Here is a 913-nt window from a genome sequence, read left to right on the forward strand (position 1 = left end):
GTCTACTACCTCATGCCCTTGGTCTGGGGCGTGGACCTCTCCGTCATGCCCGACTGGGCCATCCCCAAGAAATAGGAACAAACGCCGCCCGCCGGCCGGACAAGAGTCCGGCCGGCCCCCTGCGCGAGGCCCGCGCGAGACCGCGTCCCGGCGGCCCAGGGCTGACCGGTGCGGCCCCGAACCGAGCCCGCGGACCCCGGGCGGACCGTAGCGGACCCCGGACGAACCCGGACGGGGCCGGAGCCCCGGGACCAAAACCGCAAGGGCGCGTACGCAAAATTCGAGGAGGACCATGAACATCCGCGACATCATGAACACGCGCATCCACCGCATCGCGCCCGACGAGGGATTCGAGTCGGTGCTGCGGGCCATGCGCGGCATGCCCGCGCGCCTGCTCCACGTGGTGGACGCCCACGGCAGGCTCCTGGGCGTGATCTCCAGCTACGACGTGCTCAAGGTCATGCTGCCCTTCTACGTGGACGCCAACCTGGCAAAGGCCGTGGCCGACGAGGAGGCCTTCATCCGCCGCGCCCTGGAGGAGAACCGCGCCCTCACGGCCCGCGAGCTCATGACCTCAGGCTGCGCCACCCTCACGGAGGACTCCCACTTCCTGGAAGCCGAGGCCCTCTTCAAGGAGCGCGAGATCAACGCCCTGCCCGTGCTGGACGACCAAGGCCGCAGCGTGGGCGAGGTGACGCGCAAGGCCGTGCTCTCAAGGCTCATCGAACTGGGCGGCGCGCCCGCCCACCCCGGCTAACACGGAGTATCCCACATGTTCTGGATAGCGGTCGGCATTTTCTTCACCGCCTACGCGGTGATCGTCTCGGAGAAGATCCACAAGACCAAGGTGGCCATGGCCGGGGCGGCGCTCACGCTGCTCACCAAGGTGCTCACGCAGCACGACGCGCTGCAC

Annotated in this window: 1 protein-coding gene; it reads left to right on the forward strand. The window is 68.8% G+C overall.

All coding sequences use genetic code 11. The annotated features are described in order from the left end of the window. Window positions 1–292: 292 nt before the first annotated feature. Window positions 293–757, forward strand: a complete 465-nt coding sequence (locus NNJEOMEG_RS20240; RefSeq protein ID WP_173087286.1) for a CBS domain-containing protein — start codon at window positions 293–295, stop codon at window positions 755–757. Window positions 758–913: the final 156 nt, after the last annotated feature.

Origin of the sequence: Fundidesulfovibrio magnetotacticus (assembly GCF_013019105.1) — a bacterium.
Classification (GTDB): Bacteria; Desulfobacterota; Desulfovibrionia; order Desulfovibrionales; family Desulfovibrionaceae; genus Fundidesulfovibrio; species Fundidesulfovibrio magnetotacticus.